Raw genomic sequence first — 13,136 nt, forward strand, 5'->3', positions numbered from 1 at the left:
CGGCGGGCGCCACAGTGTCGCATCCGCGGGCGCGGACCGGTCGGGCATTGCCCCTGCGCGTCAGCTCACGACGCGGGCGCGCCGGAGACGAAGGCGACGACCTCGTCGGCATGGGTCTCGATCATGCCGGTGGCCGTGCCCATGGCGGTGGCGTTGCCGGAGTCGACCTGCATCTGCCCGAGCACGCGGCCGTCGGCATCGGTGACGGTGACCGTGCTGAGGATGCTGTCGGTGCCCGCCATCACGCCCAGCAGGCCGCGCGCCGCGCCGTGGCGCATGCGGTACTCGTCGATGCGGATGGCGATGCGGCGATCGCCCCCGCCCTGCGCGAGCAGGCCGCGCGCGGCCAGCTGCGAATCCAGGCGCGCGCGGAAGATGCCCAGTGCCTCGGTGCTCATCCCGCCGGCGTTGTCGATCGCGTAGCTGAAGCGGTCGCCCGCGGTCGGCGCGTAGGCGGTGCGGACCTGGCTGGAGGTGCTGCAGGCGGCCAGGACCAGGAACAGGGATGCGAGGAGGAGCGACCACTTCATGACGAAACTCCATGTCTGCCGGGGGGAAGGCCACCACGGGGAGCGGCAGGGCCTTGTAGCAGGCCGTCCGCGGCGGTCGCTACCGGCGGCACGGCACGTGCATGCCGGAAACGGCACCTTCACGATTCCGTCATCATGCCCGCGATGCGCGCCGCCCCCCATCTCCCTTCGCTGCCCGACGCGCCCGCCGGCACCGGCCAGGCGCCGGCGCGCGCCCCGGTCGCGGCGGCCATGACCGCCCTGCGCCTGATCGAGGAGCTGGAACAGCGCTGCAACCTCGGCCTCGGCTCGCGCGCCCGTTCCGAACTGCTCGACTACACCGAGTCCCTGCCCGCTGGGCATACCGGTCCGGGCGCGGTGCTGCCGCTGGGCGCCGGCTACCTGGCGCTGACCCGGGCCGACGGCTCGCTGACGCGCTTCAGCCTGCTGGTCGACGACGGGGCGCAGGAACTGCTGGACGAGGCGCCCGCGCCGCTGCGTGCCGTCATCGAGGCGCCGGCGACGGTCACCGGTGCGGTCGCCGCCTGGGACGGCGACGTCGTCGCCGAGCTCTGGCTGAGCCGCGATCCCGCGCCATGGGCGCCACACGCCCTGTACGTGCGCGTGGCCTGAGGTCGCGCCCTCAAGTCCGCCGCCGCTGCGCCGATACCGCGTGCGCCGGCCCGGACCGGCGGCGATCACGGGAAACGGACGGGCACCATGTCGGAGCGCGAGCGGATCGATGGCGGACTGCGCGGCCTGTGGCCGCGTCGGCGCGCGGCCGATGCCGCGCCGGCGCTGGCCGGCACCGCTTTGGCCGCCACCGGTGCGCCCGCCGGTCCGCGCACTCCACCGGCATCGCTGGCCGAGCTGTTCGCCGCCGCCGGCACCCCGGACCGCCTGCTCACCGCCTTCGCCGACGGCCTGCTCGGCCTCGACGGCGAACTCGCCGACATGGGCCGGCGCCTGCGCCGTAGCGCGATCGACGAGGACTGGACGGGCTACGGCCGCGGACTGCGCCAGCTGATCGACAAGTACATCAGCACCATCGTCTCCACCGCGCCGGGGACGCCCGAGGACGCCGAGGCCACGCTGCTGCGCGACCTGCTGCGACGCATCCTGGCCATGGCGCTGGGTCCCCTGCTGCAGCCCGCGCCCGACCTCGCCGAGGAGGCGCAGGCGCTGGCCGACATCCTCAAGCACTGGGCCGGCGAGGCCGACGCCGAGACCTACGCGCGCCGGCTCAAGCAGCTCTGCCACCGCGTCAGCATGCGCGCCGACGAGGCCGCCGAGCAGCAGCGCCTGATCCTGGGCCTGTTCGACCTGCTGCTGGAGAACGTCACCGAGCTGCTCGACGACAGCAGCTGGCTGCACGGCCAGATCGCGATCGTTCGCGAACTCATCTCCGGGCCGATCGACCGCCTGTCCGTCGAGGACGCGCGCAGCAGCCTGCGCGAGGTCATCTACCGGCAGGGCCTGCTCAAGCAGAGCATGGCCGAGTCCAAGGACGCGATGAAGGAGATGATGGTCACCTTCGTCGACCGCCTGAACGGCATGGCCGCGAGCACCGGCGAGTTCCACGACCGCATCGAGGGCTATTCGCAGGCGATCCGCGGCGCGCGTAGCATCGGGGAGCTCAACCGCGTCCTCGACGACGTGCTGGCCGAGACCGGCCGCGCGCAGGAGCAGGCGCTGCGCGCGCGCGACCGCATGCTCGAGGCGCGCCAGGAGGTCGAGGCCGCCGAGCAGCGCATCCTGCGCCTCGAGCAGCAGCTGCAGGACGCCAGCGGCCAGGCGCGCGCCGACCAGCTCACCGGCGTGCTCAACCGGCGCGGGTTCGAGGAACTCTACGAACGCGAAGCGGCGCGGGCGGAGCGCTCGGGCGCGCCGCTGTGCGTGGCGCTGGTCGACCTCGACGATTTCCGCCGCCTCAACGAGACCCACGGCCACCTCGGCGGCGACGCGGCGCTGCGCCACTTCGCCGAGCTCGTGCGCACGGTGCTGCGCGGCAGCGACGCGCTGGCGCGCTTCGGCGGCGAGGAGTTCCTGCTGCTGATGCCCGACACCACCCTGTACGAGGCCTCTGCCGCGGTCGCGCGCGCGCAGCAGGCGCTGGTCGGCCGGCCGCTGCTGCACGAGGAGGCGCGCATCGTCCTAAGCTTCAGCGGCGGCGTCGCCCAGCGCGCGCCGAGCGAGACGCGCGACGTCCTCCTCAAGCGCGCCGACGGCGCCATGTACCAGGCCAAGAAGGGCGGCAAGAACCGGGTGGTCGCGGCGAAATAGGGCCGCGCCCGAAGCCGTCACTCGGCGGTGGTCGGGTCGATGATGCCCTTCACCTCGGCGACGCTGTCGGCGGGGAAGCCGCCGCGGCTGGCGTGCTCGCGGATGCTCGCCTCGTCGGGCGCGATGTAGAGGCAGTAGATCTTGTCGCCGGTCACGTAGCTGTGCAGCCACTGGATCTGCGGCCCCATGCCGGCGCGCACGCCGCAGGAAGTCTGCGAGATGCCCTGCAACTGCTCGCGGGAGAGATCGCCGGCGCCGGGAATGCTGCGCTCGATGACGTACTTGGGCATGGCACGCGCTCCAGCTGGATGGTGCCCGGAGTCTAGGCCCGGTGCGCCACGGGCTCGCGCTGCGGCGCAGCGGAGCCGCGCCGCCCGCGGCACACTCTGCGGCCGCGCCACGCCCGCCGCAGCGATGCCTTCCACGCCATCCACGCCCGCCGTCTCCCTCCTGCTGTCGCGCCTGGCGCTCGCCGGCCTCGGCCTGTTCGTCGCCACCTGCGTGCTGATGCAGTTCCTGCGCCCGGACCTGGACTGGATCGCCAGCCAGATGAGCCTGTACCTGCTGGAGCCGCGCGGACGGCTGCTGCAGGCGGCCTACTGCGCCATGGCGGTGGCGATGGTCGCGCTGGCGCTGGGCCTGTGGCGGGCGCTGGTCCCTGCCGCGCGCAGCGCGGCGCCGACGCTGCTGTTCGCGCTCGCGGCGGTGGCGCTGGTGGTCACCGCCTTCGCCGCCATGCGCCTGCCGGACGCGCCCCAGACCTTCGAGAACCTGGTGCACGGGATCGCCGCGCAGGGCGCGTTCCTCGGCGCGACCGCCGGCATGGTGCTGCAGGCGCTGCGCTTCCGGCTCGATCCGCACTGGCGTCCGACGCTGGTGTGGGCGCTGCCGGGCGCGCTCGCCGGCTTCGCCTCGGTGTGGGCGCTCGGGCTGGCCGGGGGGCTGCCGCGCGGGCTCGCGCAGAAGGCGGTGATCGCGCTGATCGTGGCGTGGATGGCGGCGGTCGCGCTGCGCCTGCACCGGCAGGCGCGCGCCGCCGTCAGTGCGCCGGCGCCGGCTTCCCGCGCAGGCGCTTGAACGCAGTCACCGCGGTCAGCACCAGCGCACCGGCGACGATGCCGACGACCAGGTCGGCCAGCAGCGCGACCAGCGAGCCGAGGATGCCCGCCGGCGCGACGCCTTCGACCAGGTGGTGCAGGAAGGCGATGTCGTGCACCAGGATGCCGCCGCCGACCAGGAACATCGCCGCGGTGCCGGCGACCGACAGCGCCTTCATCAGCCACGGCGCGAACAGCAGCAGCCCACGTCCCAGCAGCGCCAGCGCGCCGCCGCGCCGGCTCAGCGCCAGGCCGGCGTCGTCGAGCTTGACGATGCCGGCGACCAGCCCGTAGACGCCGGCGGTCATGGCCAGCGCGATCAGCGCCAGCACCGTCAGCCGCTGCAGGAAGGGTGCGCCGGCCACCGTGTTCAGGGTCAGCACGATGATCTCGGCGGAGAGGATGAAGTCGGTGCGGATCGCGCCCCTGATCTTGTCCTTCTCGTAGGCGACCGGGTCGATCTTCTCGTCGGCCAGCGCCTGCCGGTGCTGGGCGTGGTGCGCGGCGTCCTCCTCCTTCGAGTGCAGGAAGCGGTGCGCGAGCTTCTCCACGCCCTCGAAGCACAGGTAGGCGCCGGCGACCATCATCAGCGGCACGATCGCCCACGGCAGCCAGGTGCCCACCGCCAGCGCGGCGGGCACCAGGATCAGCTTGTTCAGCAGCGAGCCCTTGGCCACCGCCCACACCACCGGCAGCTCGCGCCTGGCGCTGACCCCGGTGACCTGCTGGGCGTTGAGGGCGAGGTCGTCGCCGAGCACGCCGGCGCTCTTCTTGGCCGCGACCTTGGTCAGCAGCGCGACGTCGTCCAGCAGCGCGGCGATGTCGTCGAGCAGGGTGAACAGGCTGGCGCCGGCCATGCGGGATCCGTGAAGTGGGTTGGGAGGGCGATTCTCCCTCATCCGCGCGTCGCGGCCGCGTCCGCCTGCGCTCACCCCCGGATCACCGTGCGGCCGGCACGGTCGCGGGTCGGCGTGGCGCCGCGCCGGCCCGCACCGCCGCGACGCAGCGTCCCACCGTGCGCGGCCCACAGGCCGGCACCCGCGCTTGATCCGCTGCCGCGCGCACACATCACCCGACAGGCCACTCCACCGCACGGACCACGATGACCGCCTTCGACCTGACCCCGCCCACCGCCGAGCAGCGCGATGCGCTGGTCGAGGACCTGAGCCCCGAGGAGCGCCGCGTGCTGCTGCAGCACGGCACCGAGGCGCCGTTCTGCGGCATGTTCCTCGACAACAAGCGCGACGGCGTCTACACCTGCCGGCTGTGCGGCCTGCCGCTGTACCGTGCGGACGCCAAGTTCGACTCCGGCACCGGCTGGCCGAGCTTCTTCCGCCCCTTCGATCCCGCGCACGTGCGCACCGTCCGCGACACCAGCTACGGCATGGTCCGCGAGGAACTGGTCTGCGCACGCTGCGGCAGCCACCTCGGCCACGTCTTCCCCGACGGCCCGCCGCCCACCTACGAGCGCCACTGCCTGAACTCGGTGTCGCTGGGCTTCACCGGCGTCGGCGAGGCGCTGCCGGATCCGCTGCAGCGGGGAGAGGGTCGGCTGTAGAAGTTGGAGCCGGGAATCGGGAGTCGGGAATCGGGAATGGCGGGGCCGTCGCCTCCCACACCGCCACTCCACCCGCTCCCCGCTCCCCGTTCCCCGTTCCCCGTTCCCTGTTCCCGAACCCAACCCCCCATTCCCGATTCCCGCCTCACCCCCACCCATTCCCGCCTCACCACCCCACCCATGCCCGACTTCCTCAGCCCCCCCGACACCATCGTCGACGACGTCCTCGCCGCCACCGCTGGCCTGATGCCGCTGCTGCTCAGCGAGCCCGGCTGCGGGGCGCGCATCGTGCTGCAGGCCGAGCGCGACACGTCGAAGGTGGCGGTGCTGTCGGGCGGCGGCTCGGGCCACGAGCCGGCGCATGCCGGCTTCGTCGGCCGCGGCATGCTCACCGGCGCCATCGCCGGCGAGGTGTTCGCCTCGCCCGGGGTGGAGGCGGTGCTGGCGGCGATCCGCGCCTGCGCCGACGCGCCGGGCGTGCTGCTGATCATCAAGAACTACACCGGCGACCGCCTCAACTTCGGCCTCGCCGCCGAGCGCGCCCGTGCCGAGGGCATCGAGGTGGCGACGGTGCTGGTCGCCGACGACATCGCGCTGCCGGACGCGGCGCAGCCGCGCGGCCTCGCCGGTACGGTGCTGGTGCACAAGTTCGCCGGGCACCTCGCCGCCGCGGGCGTGCCGCTCGCCGAGCTCGCCGCGCGCGTGCAGGGCTTCGCCGACCGCGTGCTCTCGCTGGGCATGGCGCTGTCGAGCTGCAGCGTGCCCGGGCAGGCGCAGAGCCGGCGCTCGCCCGAGCTGGGCCTGGGCATCCACAACGAACCCGGGGCGCGCAAGGTGCAGCCGGCCGACGTCGACGAGGCGCTGGCGCTGGTGCTCGACCCGCTGCTGGCCGCGGCCGATCGCCGCTTCGGGCCCGATGCCCGGCTGGTGGTGATGCTCAACGACCTCGGCGGCTGCTCGACCCAGGAGCTCGCCGTGCTGACCCGTCGCCTGCTCGATCGCATCGGCACCGACCGCATCGCGCTGATGCCACGGCCGGCGGCGCTGATGACGTCGATGGACATGCACGGCTTCTCGCTGAGCCTGGCGCCGGCCGACGACGAGCTGCTCGCCGCGCTGCGGGCGCCGGTGGAGACGCTCGGCTGGCCGGGCGTGGTGCTGCCGCACGCACCGACGACCTTCCGGCCGGCGCTGCAGCGCAGCGGCGAGGCGCCCGGCCACGGAACGCGCGATGCCGGGCGCGGCGACGCGCTGGGACGCGTGGCGCAGGCGCTCGTCGATGCGCAGGCCGAGCTCGACGCGCTGGACGCGAAAACCGGCGACGGCGACGCCGGCTCGACCTTCGCCGCCGGTGCCCGCGCCGTGGCGGCGGCGCTGGCGGACGACGCGCTCAGCACCGGCGAGGACGCCCGCCTGGCGCGCGAGCTGGCGGCGCTGGTCGAGCACAGCATGGGCGGCTCCAGCGGCGTGCTGCTGTCGATCCTGCTCACCACCGCGGCGGCCGAACTCGAGGCCGGCGCGGCCTGGAGCGCGGCGCTCGGGGCCGGCATCGCGCGCATGCGCCACTACGGCGGCGCCGACGCCGGCGACCGCACCATGCTCGATGCACTGATCCCGGCGGCGGCCTGTCTCGCCGACGGCGGCACGCCCGCCGCGGCCGCAGGCGCCGCGCGCGAGGGCGCCGACGCCACCGCGGGCATGGAGCGCGCCGGTGCCGGACGCTCGGCCGCGGTGCCCTCCGACGCCCTGCGCGGCGTGCGCGACCCCGGCGCCGAGGCCGTGGCCCGCGCCTTCGCCGCCTTCGCAGGCAGCGACGGCGCAGTGTAGGCGCGGCTTCGGCGGGCCGGGGCTCGGGGCCAAGGACCCCTTCCTCTGCACATGAACCGCAGCGCCAGCACTGCGGCTCCCGTGGGCTGAGCTTCTGTGGGAGGGGCTTCAGCCCCGACTACCGCGCTCGTCGGGGCTGAAGCCCCTCCCACAGGAACCCGCGTCGCTCCCGGCGCCTCGCCCCGTTCCCCGTTCCCCGTTCCCCGTTCCCCGTTCCCCGTTCCCCGTTCCCCGTTCCCTGTTCCCCGTTCCCTGTTCCCTGTTCCCTGTTCCCCGTTCCCCGCTCCGAGCGCTCAGCCCTTCGCCCCTCGCACCCACTCCCAGGCCCGTCGCGGCTGAAGCCGCTCCTACGCGCGCTGGCGGACTTCATGGGCGAATCACCGTCGCGGCGCTGCAATCGTCCGCATGCACGAGCGCGACGACGACGGTATCTGGCGGCCGCTGGCGCGGCCGGTCGCCGCCATCCCCGACGGCAGCATCGCGGCGCTGCGGCGCCAGGCGGCGGAGTGCCGCGCCTGCGACCTGTGGGAGCACGCGACGCAGACGGTGTTCGGCGCCGGCAGCGCGAAGGCGCGGGTGGTGCTGGTCGGCGAGCAGGCGGGCGACCGCGAGGACATCGAGGGCAGACCCTTCGTCGGGCCCGCCGGCACCCTGCTGCGCGGGGTGCTCGAGGAGGTCGGCATCGACACCGCCGAGGTCTACGTCACCAACGCGGTGAAGCATTTCAGGTTCGAGCAGCGCGGCAAGGTGCGCCTGCACAAGCGCGCCAACGCCGCGCAGCAGGCCGCCTGCCGGCAGTGGCTGGCGGCCGAGCTCGACCGCATCCGCCCGCGCCAGGTGGTCTGCCTCGGCGCGCTGGCCGCGCAGAACGTGTTCGGCAACGACTTCCGCCTGACCGCACAGCGCGGGCGGTGGCAGGAGCTCGCCGGTGCGCGCGGCATGGCGACCTGGCATCCGTCGGCAGTGCTGCGCGCGCCCGGCGACCGCCGCCAGGCGCTGCACGACGACCTCCGCGCCGACCTCGCCCTCGTCGCCGAGGCCATGGCCGAAGACTGAGGCCGCGCGCGGATCAGGGCGCGGCGGTCGGGGCGGAGCCGATCCGCATCTCCAGCGTGCGCGGCGGCAGCTCGATCCGGCGCACCTCGCCCGCGTCGCCGGCCGAGCGCGCCAGGCGCACGCCGTAGCGGCCACCGGGGATATGCCAGCGGCGCGCGTCCGGGTCGTAGTCGGCGAGCGCGTGCGGCGAGAGCCGGACCGCCACCTCGCGGCGTTCGCCCGGGTCCAGCTCGATCCGCTGCCAACCGGCGAGCCGGACCGGCGTCGGGTGGCCCGCGGGGAGCTCCAGGTAGAGCTGCGGCACGTCGGCGCCGCGCCGCGCGCCGGTGTTGGCGACGCTGAAGTAGGCCCAGACCTCGGGGCCCAGCACCCGCACGCGGAAGTCGTCGTAGGCGAACGTCGTGTAGGACAGGCCGTGGCCGAACGGATACAGCGGTTCGAGACCGCGCGCCGCGAACCAGCGGTAGCCGACGTTGGCGCCTTCGATCGTGTAGTCGATGGCGTCGCCCGGCGGCTGCGGCGGATCGAAGCCGAGGCCGGGCAGGGCCGGCCGCGGCAGCTGCTCGAGGCCGGTGGGCCAGGTCACCGGCAGCCGGCCGGACGGGTTCACCTCGCCCAGCAGCACGCGGGCGATCGCCTCGCCGCCGCGGATGCCGGGGTACCAGGCCTCCAGCACCGCGCCGACGTCCTCGCGCCACGGCATGGGCACCGGGCCATTGGTCTCCAGCACCACCGCCGTGCGCGGGTTGGCCTCCGCCACCGCGGCGATCAATGCGTCCTGGCCCTGCGGCAGGTCCATGTCCGGCAGGTCGACCGACTCCGCCGACCATTGCGTGGCGAACACCACGACTGCGTCGACCTCGCCGGCCGCGCGCGAGGCATCGCGCAGGTCGCGGCCGTCGACGAAGCGCACCTCGGCCTGCGGCAGCAGGGCCCGCAGCGCCGCCAGCGGCGACGACGGGTGGAACACCACCGGCCCCGGCCAGGTCGTCGGCGCGATGCCCTCGACCGCATTGCCACCGCGGCCGAGCACCGCGGACGAACCGCCGCCGGCGATCACGCCGCGGTCGGCATGGCCGCCGACCACCAGCACGCGACGGACGTCCTTCGCCAGCGGCAGCAGGCCGTCCGGGTTGTGCAGCAGCACGATGCCGGCCTCGGCGGTGCGCTGGACGACGGCTTCGTCGGCGGCGACGTCGATCGGCGCGATCCGCGGCGGATGGTCGAACGCGCCGGTGGCGATCAGCCCGCGCAGGACGCGCGTGGCCATGTCGTCCAGCCGCGCCGGCGCGACCGTGCCGGCGGCGATGGCCTCCCGCAGCGGGCGGTCGAACCAGACCTCCTTGTCGAACACCTCGCCCGCCGACTGCTGGTCGAGGCCCGCGTTCGCCGCCTGCGCCGCGGAATGCGCACCGCCCCAGTCCGACAGCACCCAGCCGCCGAAGCCCCAGTCGCGTTTCAGCACGCGGTCGAGCAGCTCGGCGTGCTCGCCGGCATAGGTGCCGTTGATGCGGTTGTAGGCGCTCATCACCGCGCCCGGCTCCTCGACCTCCATCGCCACGCGGAAGGCGAGCAGATCGGACTCGTGCATCGCGCGCGCGCCGATGTCGGCGCTGTGCGTGTTGCGCCCGGTCTCCATGTCGTTCATCGCGAAGTGCTTGAGCGTGGAGACCACGTGCTGGTCCTGGATGCCACGCACCGAGGCACCGACCAGGGTTCCGGCCAGCAACGGGTCCTCGCCGGCGTACTCGAAGTTGCGCCCGTTGCGCGGGTCGCGCTGCAGGTTGAGGCTGCCGGCGAGCAGCACGTTGAAGCCCTTGCGCCAGGCCTGCCGGCCCATGGTCGCACCGCCCGCCCAGGCGATCTCGGGGCTCCAGGTCGAGGCGGTCATCGGCCCCGACGGCATCGGCGTGGCGTAGTCGCCCGGCCGGATGTTCGCCGGGTTGGTGACGCCGAGGCCGGCATCGGCGAGCTGCAGCGCGGGAATGCCCAGCCGCGCGATCGCCGGCGTGTAGCCGGCCGAACCCAACGCGCCCTCCGGCCGCGGGCCGCCGTCGACGCCGAGCCCGAAGTCGCTGCGGATGAGGCGGAACTTCTCGTCCGCGGTCATCGCCGCGACCAGCGCCCGCGCGCGGGCGTCCGGCGTGAGCGCGCGCTGTTCCCACGCCCGCGCGGTCTGCGGCAGCGGCCGCGGGACGAGCGTCGCCAGCAGGCCGAAGTGGTCCGACGGCCACGTGCCCTGCCGGTCCGGCGCATCCAGCACGATGCGCGCCTCGCGCACGTCGAAGGCGTCGCGCTGCGCGAACACGTGGTCGATGCGCTTCTGCCTGCGTGCGTCGAAGAAGGCGGGGTTGAGCGTGGTGCGGGCCAGGTCCCCTCCTTCGTGGAGACTGGCGTAGGCCTCGACGAAGTCCGCGCGCAGCGGCGCGAACACGGCCGCCTCCGAGGGCGCATTGAAGTCGCCCATCAGCACCAGCGGCACGCCGTCGGCGGTCTCCTCCAGCCAGGCCAGGAGGTCGCCGAGCTGCTCGGCGCGGATCGCGCCGCCCTCGGGCGTGTGATGCAGGTGGGTGACCACCATGGCGTAGCGCCGTGCGCCGACGGCGATGTCGACACGACCGGCGACGCGGCCGTCCTGCAGCGGCGGCAGCGCGCGCGAGGCCGCGTGCAGCACCGGATCGCGGGTCAGCAGCGCATTGCCGTAGCGCTTGGGCGCGCCGGCCGGATCGACGCTGAAGAAATGCGCCTCATAGCCCAGCGCCTCGGCCAGATCCTCGGCCTGGTTGCGCAGGCCTTCGTGCTGCAGGACCTCCTGCAGGGCGACGACGTCCGGATCGAGCGCGCGGATACCGTCGACGATGCGCGCGCGCCGCGCCGGCCAGTCGGCCTTGTCGTGGTAGATGTTGAGCGTCAGCACGCGCAGCGGCGCGGCGGCGGAGCGCGGCGACATGGGCAGCAGGCTCAGGGCAAGAGCCAGGAGCGCAAGGCGGCGCAGGGCGCGGGATCCGGTGGCATGGGTCACGGGCGGCTCGGAAGCTATCGGGAACCGCGCATGCTATCGGGCGCGGCCGATTTCACGCGATCCCGGCGGCGGCGATCGAGACTTGCCACCGGCACGACCGGATCCGAACGCCATGACGCCCCTGGACAAGCCGCTGCGCCGCGAGATCGAGATCGACGGTGCGCCCTACACGTTGACGCTCACGCCGCAGGGTCTTCGCCTGGTGGCCAAGGGCCGGCGCAAGGGCATCGAACTCGCGTGGACCGACCTCGTCAACGGCGACGCGGCGCTCAGCGCGGCGCTGAACGCGTCGCTGCAGAAGGCCTGAACGACGTCGAGGCGGGATGCCAGCCCGGCGGTGTCGCCCCGTCCTCGAGCAGCTCGAAGCCTTCCCACACGAAGCCCGGCGCGACCGTGCAGGTGCACAGCGCGTGCGAGCCGAGCGGGCGCGCCGTCTGCCAGTGCCCGGCCGGCACCGTGTGCACGGCCGCCGCGTCGGGTGCGCCCAGCACCATGCGCGTCGCCTGCCCGGAGACCGGATCGAACACCTCCAGTGCCAGCGCATCGCCCGCCCGCCACTGCCAGGTTTCGTCGGCATCCACGCGGTGCCAGCGGCTGCGCTCGCCGGCGGCGAGGAGGAACTGCACCACGGTCTGCGCCGGTCGCCTGCGACCGTTGTGCACCACCTCCTCGGCCGCGGCGTGGATGCGGCGGTAGTGACCGCCCTCCGGATGCGGCTCGAGCCCGAGCGCATCCACCAGCGCGCGCACCTCCGGCTGCATCGCGGCGCGACGCTCAGGCCGTCCCGGAGTCGATCTCGGCGATCAGCCGCACCAGTTCGTCGAGCGTGTCGACCTGCTGCAGCATGGCCTCGCCGCGCTCACCGAGCCCGCCGAACTCGCTGCGCAGGGTGTCGCAGATCTGCCGCGCGCTCTCGAGCAGGCGCGCCTTGCGCTCGCTGACGTCCTGGATGTCGTTGAAGAACGGATCGCTCATCGAAGAACCTCGCATGTGTCGTTCGTGGAAGAAGCCGGTCGCCCGGCGCCGCGCATGGTCGGCCGCTGCGCAGCATGTCCGCGTGAGCGCCGGCACCCGCGCCGGGCCACGAAAGGGAGCGCCGCCGCACAGTTCCTCCCCCCGCGCTTGCCGCGTGCCGCAAAGCGATGGAACCATCGGACGCCCGCCATGGAACGCACGTGCAGGCCATGAGGATGCAGGATCTTCCCGAAGACGAGGATGCGCGGCTGCGCCTGCTCAGGGCGCTGGACCTGCTCGATTCGCCGCCGGAGCCGGTGTTCGACCGCATCACCCGCCTGGTCGCGCGCTCGCTCGGGGTGCCGATCGCGCTGGTCTCGCTGATCGACGCACGGCGGCAGTGGTTCAAGTCGCGCTACGGCCTGGCGCTGAGCGAGACGCCGCGCGAGTATTCCTTCTGCGCCCGCACGATCATGCAGCGCGAACCGCTGGTGATCGCCGACGCCAGCACCGACGAGCGCTTCGAGGACAACCCGCTGGTCACCGGCGGGCCGCGCATCCGCTTCTACGCCGGGGTGGCGGTGCGCAGTGCGGAGGGCGTGGCGCTGGGGTCGCTGTGCGCGATCGACGACCGCCCGCGGGAACTCGACGACGACGACCTGCGCACCCTGACCGACCTCGCCGACATCGTCAGCCGCGAGATGCAGGTGCGCGAGGCGCTGCTGGGCCGTCGCCCCGCGCAGGACTGAGCGCCGCGCTCGCCCGCTCGTCACGGGCCACAGGCATCGCGATCACGTGCGCTCAACCGGGCGCCGCCGAGAGTGCCGCGA

Annotated in this window: 14 protein-coding genes and 1 pseudogene; 8 read left to right on the forward strand and 7 right to left on the reverse strand. The window is 74.0% G+C overall.

The features are described 5' to 3' along the window. Nucleotides 1–65: 65 nt before the first annotated feature. Complete coding sequence (locus KB893_RS07555) at nucleotides 66–530, reverse strand: DUF4410 domain-containing protein (protein ID WP_211925813.1); 465 nt, start codon at nucleotides 528–530, stop codon at nucleotides 66–68. 135 nt (nucleotides 531–665) lie between these two features. Between KB893_RS07555 and KB893_RS07560 the strand changes: the two genes are divergently transcribed. Both KB893_RS07560 and KB893_RS07565 read left to right on the forward strand, forming a co-directional pair. Beyond that, nucleotides 666–1,142 carry a hypothetical protein gene (locus tag KB893_RS07560; RefSeq protein WP_211925812.1) on the forward strand — a complete coding sequence of 159 codons (477 nt, stop codon included), beginning with the start codon at nucleotides 666–668 and terminating at the stop codon, nucleotides 1,140–1,142. An 87-nt stretch (nucleotides 1,143–1,229) separates the two neighbouring features. After that, nucleotides 1,230–2,792, forward strand: a complete 1,563-nt coding sequence (locus KB893_RS07565; RefSeq protein ID WP_211925811.1) for a GGDEF domain-containing protein — start codon at nucleotides 1,230–1,232, stop codon at nucleotides 2,790–2,792. 17 nt (nucleotides 2,793–2,809) lie between these two features. Here KB893_RS07565 and KB893_RS07570 read toward each other — a convergent pair whose 3' ends face one another. Beyond that, nucleotides 2,810–3,082 (reverse strand): DUF4242 domain-containing protein, encoded by a 273-nt coding sequence (locus KB893_RS07570; protein ID WP_211925810.1) that lies wholly within the window; start codon nucleotides 3,080–3,082, stop codon nucleotides 2,810–2,812. 124 nt (nucleotides 3,083–3,206) lie between these two features. Between KB893_RS07570 and KB893_RS07575 the strand changes: the two genes are divergently transcribed. Beyond that, a complete protein-coding gene (locus KB893_RS07575) occupies nucleotides 3,207–3,869 on the forward strand; it encodes a DUF998 domain-containing protein (protein ID WP_246505496.1) in 663 nt (220 codons plus the stop codon). Here KB893_RS07575 and KB893_RS07580 read toward each other — a convergent pair. Next, nucleotides 3,832–4,746: a DUF808 domain-containing protein gene (locus tag KB893_RS07580; protein WP_211925809.1), complete on the reverse strand. Its 915-nt coding sequence runs from the start codon at nucleotides 4,744–4,746 to the stop codon at nucleotides 3,832–3,834. The two genes, KB893_RS07575 and KB893_RS07580, sit on opposite strands and share 38 nt — an antisense overlap. A gap of 245 nt (nucleotides 4,747–4,991) precedes the next feature. Here KB893_RS07580 and msrB point away from each other — a divergent pair, with 245 nt between their 5' ends. The 3 genes from msrB (at nucleotide 4,992) to KB893_RS07595 (ending at nucleotide 8,330) form a co-directional block, all read left to right on the forward strand. After that, on the forward strand, nucleotides 4,992–5,447 hold the full coding sequence (msrB, locus tag KB893_RS07585; protein WP_211925808.1) for a peptide-methionine (R)-S-oxide reductase MsrB: 456 nt from the start codon (nucleotides 4,992–4,994) through the stop codon (nucleotides 5,445–5,447). A gap of 180 nt (nucleotides 5,448–5,627) precedes the next feature. Then, nucleotides 5,628–7,274 (forward strand): dihydroxyacetone kinase subunit DhaK, encoded by a 1,647-nt coding sequence (locus KB893_RS07590; protein ID WP_213173593.1) that lies wholly within the window; start codon nucleotides 5,628–5,630, stop codon nucleotides 7,272–7,274. 405 nt (nucleotides 7,275–7,679) lie between these two features. Beyond that, a complete protein-coding gene (locus KB893_RS07595) occupies nucleotides 7,680–8,330 on the forward strand; it encodes a UdgX family uracil-DNA binding protein (RefSeq protein WP_211925801.1) in 651 nt (216 codons plus the stop codon). A 13-nt stretch (nucleotides 8,331–8,343) separates the two neighbouring features. On the opposite strand, the gene KB893_RS07600 is transcribed toward KB893_RS07595, so the two are convergent. Next, the gene (locus KB893_RS07600; protein WP_246505517.1) at nucleotides 8,344–10,542 is read right to left on the reverse strand and encodes a glycoside hydrolase family 3 C-terminal domain-containing protein; all 2,199 of its coding nucleotides are present in this window, start codon (nucleotides 10,540–10,542) and stop codon (nucleotides 8,344–8,346) included. Between the two features lie 66 nt (nucleotides 10,543–10,608). Next, a pseudogene (locus tag KB893_RS18305) lies at nucleotides 10,609–11,280 on the reverse strand (endonuclease/exonuclease/phosphatase family protein); the annotation flags it as partial. A gap of 184 nt (nucleotides 11,281–11,464) precedes the next feature. Here KB893_RS18305 and KB893_RS07605 point away from each other — a divergent pair. After that, on the forward strand, nucleotides 11,465–11,659 hold the full coding sequence (locus tag KB893_RS07605; protein WP_211925800.1) for a hypothetical protein: 195 nt from the start codon (nucleotides 11,465–11,467) through the stop codon (nucleotides 11,657–11,659). On the opposite strand, the gene KB893_RS07610 is transcribed toward KB893_RS07605, so the two are convergent. Both KB893_RS07610 and KB893_RS07615 read right to left on the reverse strand, forming a co-directional pair. Then, entirely contained in the window at nucleotides 11,622–12,113 is a 492-nt protein-coding gene (locus KB893_RS07610) for a cupin domain-containing protein (RefSeq protein WP_211925799.1), read from the reverse strand. The two genes, KB893_RS07605 and KB893_RS07610, sit on opposite strands and share 38 nt — an antisense overlap. A gap of 13 nt (nucleotides 12,114–12,126) precedes the next feature. Then, nucleotides 12,127–12,327 (reverse strand): hypothetical protein, encoded by a 201-nt coding sequence (locus tag KB893_RS07615; protein WP_211925798.1) that lies wholly within the window; start codon nucleotides 12,325–12,327, stop codon nucleotides 12,127–12,129. A 215-nt stretch (nucleotides 12,328–12,542) separates the two neighbouring features. Here KB893_RS07615 and KB893_RS07620 point away from each other — a divergent pair, with 215 nt between their 5' ends. Beyond that, on the forward strand, nucleotides 12,543–13,055 hold the full coding sequence (locus KB893_RS07620; RefSeq protein ID WP_246505497.1) for a GAF domain-containing protein: 513 nt from the start codon (nucleotides 12,543–12,545) through the stop codon (nucleotides 13,053–13,055). The last annotated feature ends 81 nt before the right edge of the window (nucleotides 13,056–13,136 follow it).

The organism is Coralloluteibacterium stylophorae, from assembly GCF_018122625.2.
GTDB lineage: Bacteria > Pseudomonadota > Gammaproteobacteria > Xanthomonadales > Xanthomonadaceae > Coralloluteibacterium > Coralloluteibacterium stylophorae.

Coding starts and splice junctions, on each gene's coding strand:
- KB893_RS07555 (WP_211925813.1), bottom strand. CDS start 530: ATGAAGTGGTCGCTCCTCCTCGCATCCCTGTTCCTGGTCCTGGCCGCC.
- KB893_RS07595 (WP_211925801.1), top strand. CDS start 7,680: ATGCACGAGCGCGACGACGACGGTATCTGGCGGCCGCTGGCGCGGCCG.
- KB893_RS07570 (WP_211925810.1), bottom strand. CDS start 3,082: ATGCCCAAGTACGTCATCGAGCGCAGCATTCCCGGCGCCGGCGATCTC.
- KB893_RS07620 (WP_246505497.1), top strand. CDS start 12,543: ATGCAGGATCTTCCCGAAGACGAGGATGCGCGGCTGCGCCTGCTCAGG.
- KB893_RS07575 (WP_246505496.1), top strand. CDS start 3,207: ATGCCTTCCACGCCATCCACGCCCGCCGTCTCCCTCCTGCTGTCGCGC.
- KB893_RS07560 (WP_211925812.1), top strand. CDS start 666: ATGCCCGCGATGCGCGCCGCCCCCCATCTCCCTTCGCTGCCCGACGCG.
- KB893_RS07605 (WP_211925800.1), top strand. CDS start 11,465: ATGACGCCCCTGGACAAGCCGCTGCGCCGCGAGATCGAGATCGACGGT.
- msrB (WP_211925808.1), top strand. CDS start 4,992: ATGACCGCCTTCGACCTGACCCCGCCCACCGCCGAGCAGCGCGATGCG.
- KB893_RS07580 (WP_211925809.1), bottom strand. CDS start 4,746: ATGGCCGGCGCCAGCCTGTTCACCCTGCTCGACGACATCGCCGCGCTG.
- KB893_RS07565 (WP_211925811.1), top strand. CDS start 1,230: ATGTCGGAGCGCGAGCGGATCGATGGCGGACTGCGCGGCCTGTGGCCG.
- KB893_RS07590 (WP_213173593.1), top strand. CDS start 5,628: ATGCCCGACTTCCTCAGCCCCCCCGACACCATCGTCGACGACGTCCTC.
- KB893_RS07610 (WP_211925799.1), bottom strand. CDS start 12,113: ATGCAGCCGGAGGTGCGCGCGCTGGTGGATGCGCTCGGGCTCGAGCCG.
- KB893_RS07615 (WP_211925798.1), bottom strand. CDS start 12,327: ATGAGCGATCCGTTCTTCAACGACATCCAGGACGTCAGCGAGCGCAAG.